Source organism: Micromonospora sp. NPDC048843 (genome assembly GCF_040649965.1).
Taxonomy (GTDB): Bacteria; Actinomycetota; Actinomycetes; order Mycobacteriales; family Micromonosporaceae; genus Micromonospora; species Micromonospora hortensis.
The window spans coordinates 1-3,811 of record NZ_JBEZGJ010000327.1 but is presented as its reverse complement, the minus strand read 5'-3'; the positions used below and the strand labels follow the sequence as shown (position 1 = coordinate 3,811).

The 3,811-nt window shown below is 68.5% G+C and carries 1 protein-coding gene; it reads right to left on the bottom strand.

The genetic code is table 11. The features are described 5' to 3' along the window. A partial coding sequence (locus AB0C20_RS35580; protein WP_357569659.1) for an amino acid adenylation domain-containing protein occupies positions 1-3,811 on the bottom strand: 3,811 nt, incomplete at both ends.

Genomic DNA, 3,811 nt, shown 5'->3' with positions numbered 1-3,811 from the left:
CCCGCCACATACAACTCACCACGCACACCAACCGGCACCGGACGCAAAAAACCATCCAACACAAAAACCCGCGTATTCCACACCGGACGACCAATAACCGAACCCACCCCACCCACACCAACCTCAGCCACCGTCACACACACCGTCGACTCCGTCGGCCCGTAGCCGTTCAGTAGCCGGTGACGGTCCGCCCAGCGGTCCAGGACGTCGGACGGGCAGGGCTCACCGCCCGTGACCACCGTCGCTCCCGGTGGTAGCGCCTCCGGCGAGAGCACGGTAAGGACGGATGCCGGCAGCGTCACGTGGGTGATGCCCTTGCTCCAGGCGACCTCGGCGAACTCCGGCCCGGCAGTGTGCCGATCCTTTCCGGCGAGCACGAGCGCGCCGCCGGACAGCAGGGCACCACTCCATTCCCATACGGCCACGTCGAAGCTCGGCGACACGAACTGCAGAACCCTGCTGTCCGCGTCGAGTCCGAGCCGGTGGATCTGGCCCACCGCAAGATTGACCAACGCCTCGTGGGTTACCACCACACCCTTCGGCCGGCCGGTGGACCCGGACGTGTAGATCACGTACGCCGCGCCACGCCGGTCCGGATGCGGCAGCTGGTTCGTCTCCGCTGGCACGCCTGACGTCTCCGCCGGCAGATCAGGGATCATCTCGTCGACGGAGAGGACCGATACGACGGTGTCTGCCAGCCGTCCCACCGTGGCGCGGTCGGTCAGCACCAGAACCGGCTTCGCGTCCGCGATCAGGTAGGCGATACGGTCGGTGGGGTAGCCAGGGTCGATCGGCAGGTACGCGCCGCCGGCCTTGAGCACCGCCAGCACCGCCACCACGAGGTCGGTGCCGGCGGGCAGAGCCAGCCCCACCACCCGCTCCGGGCCGATGCCGTACTCGACGAGCCGCCGAGCCAGCCTGTTCGACCGGTCGTCCAACCACCGGTACGAGAAGACGAAATCATCGCCGATGAGCGCGTCGGCGTCGGGCGACCGCGCCACGACGGCCTCGAAGAGCTCCACCGCCGAGACTGGGGACACCTCGACTCTCGCGCCGTTCCACCGCGTCAGCAGCGTCTCGCGATCGTCGCGTGACAGCAGGTCCACCTGGCTGAGCCGCGTCCCGGGCTCGGTAAGCAACCGGTCCACCAGACGCCGGAAGAGTCCGGCCGCCGCCGCCACGGTATCCCGCCGGAACAGGTCCGACCGAAACGTGAGCAGTCCATCCACACCCGCCGGCGATCCGTCGCGGCGACGATTTTCCACGAAGCTGAAGGCCAGATCCAGCCGCGCGACGTCGAGCGGCACATGGACCGGTTCCGCCGGTAGACCACCCAGACTGGTGTACACGTCCGGGTCGACCGTGTCGAAGCTCAGCATCACCTGGAAAAGCGGGTGGTGTGCGGGCGAGCGGGGCGGGGCGACCGCTTCGACGAGCCGGTCGAAGGGTAGGTCCGCGTGGGCGAACGCCGCGAGGTCGGCATCGCGTACGAGGCCCAGGAGGTCGCCGAGGGTCGAGGCGTCGGCGACGTTCGTGCGCAGGACGATCGAATTGACGAAATATCCGACGGAGTCTCTCAGCGCCTCGTCCACGCGACCGGTCACCACCGTCCCGATGGCGATGTCGGGACCCCCGCCCAACTGTGACAACAGCGCCACGACGGCCGCGTGCAGGACCATGAACACCGTGCTGCCGGTGGCTTTCGTCAGCTGCAACAGTCGGTCGTGCAGGGCGGCGTCGAGATCCAGCCGCAGTGTTTGGCCGGCGGTGAGCGCGACGCTCGGATACGGCGCGTCCACCGGGAGTTCCAGCCGTGCGGGCAGCCCCGCCAACGCCTTCCGCCAGTAGGCGAGCTGGGTGGAGTGGCGGCTCGTCGGATCCGTGTCCGGACCCAACAGCTCCGCCTGCCACAGGGAATAGTCGGCGTACTGTACGGCCAGCGGCTGCCAGTCCGCCGCGCGACCGTCGCGGCGGGCCTGGTACGCCGTGCCCAGGTCCCGCATCAGCACCGGCAGGGACCCGGCATCCGCCGCGATGTGGTGCAGGAGAACCAGCAACACATGCAGGTCGGCCGTCGCCCGCATCACCACGACCCGGATTGGGAGCTCCCTGGCCAAGTCGAAGTCGTACGCGGCCTCCCGAGCCAGGAGCCGATCGACCTCAGACTCCGCCGCATCGATCACCACAAACGGCACATCGAACCGGTCTTCGTCCAGCACCAGCTGGTAGGGCGCCTCGTCCGGCCCGGCCACGACAGTCCTGAGGGCCTCGTGCCGAATGACCACGTCGCGGACGGCGGTCGAGAGCACCGACAGATTCAGCGGGCCGGACAGCCGGACAGTCCATGGCACGTTGAAACTGCGGCTGGAGGCCTCCATCTGGGCGACGAACCACAGGCCCAACTGGCCAGGCGACAACGGCACCCGGTTGGGCCGCTGCCGCGCCATCAGCGGCGGACGACCAACTCTCGATGCGGTCAGGCGTCGGACCAGAGCGGCGGCCGTCGGCGCGTCGAACACGTCACGAACCGACAGGTCGATGCCGAGCGACGCACGAATCCGACTTACCAGTCGCGTCACCAGCAACGAGTGACCACCAGCCCCGAAGAAGTCGTCATGCGCACCGATCGCAGGCACACCGAGTACGTCGGCCATCAGGACCCGGACGATCTCCTCCTGGGCGGATCCGGATGCTTCCCCGGCGTCCCGGATCTCGTACCGTGGGGCCGGAAGTGCGTCGCGGTCCAGCTTGCCGTTCGCCGTCAGGGGAAGCGCGTGCAGCACCATGATCGCGGCCGGAACGAGGTGTTCCGGCAGTGTCGCCCGAAGCCGATCCCGGAGCCGCTCCGGATCCGTGGCCTGCCGGTTCGCCACGATGTAGCCGACCAGGCGGCGGTCGCCCGGAGCGCTCTCCCGAACGACCACGGCGGCCTCAGCCACATCGGGATCCGCGACGAGAGCGGCCTCGACCTCGCCGAGTTCGATCCGGAAGCCTCGAATCTTCACCTGCCGATCCGCACGTCCCAGGTAACCCAGTCGACCGGGGCCGTTCCACGCGGCCAGATCTCCGGTGCGGTACATGCGTTCGCCGGGTGGCCCGAACGGGCAGGCGACGAACCGCTGGGCGGTCAGCGCCGGCCGGTTCAGGTATCCGCGGGCCAGGCCGTGACCGGCGACGTACACCTCGCCGGTCACGCCCACCGGCACCGGCCGGAGTCGTTTGTCGAGCAGAAACGTACGCACGCCCGGCAACCCGCCGCCGATCGGGCTGCCCGGGCCCGGCTCGTCGAGCTCGGTGAGCCACTGCTGCGTCACATGCACCGTTGTCTCGGTGATGCCGTACATGTTGACCAGTGCCGGTGTGTCGGCTCCCCGCAGCGAACGCCAGTTCGCGAGCCGCCGTGGTTCAAGTTCCTCGCCACCGAAAACCACCATCCGCACACGGGAACCACGCGCCAGCTCGGGGTGTCGCTCCTGCGCCAAGGCGAGTTGGTAGAAGGCCGACGGCGTCTGACTCAGGATCGTCACGCCGGTCTCGGCCAGCATCCTCGCGAAGTCCTCGGGAGACCGGCTCGTCGCACGTGGCACGACCACCAGGCGCCCGCCGTGGAGCAACGCACCCCAGATCTCCCACACCGAGAAGTCGAACGCGTAGGAGTGAAAGAACGACCAGGCGTCAGCTGGGCCGAAGCCGAACGTGGGCGCCGCGGCGGCGAACAGGTTGGTGATGTTGTGGTGGGTGATGGTGACGGCTTTGGGGTTTCCGGTGGAGCCTGAGGTGTAGATGGTGTAGGCGGGGTGGTGTGGGTGTA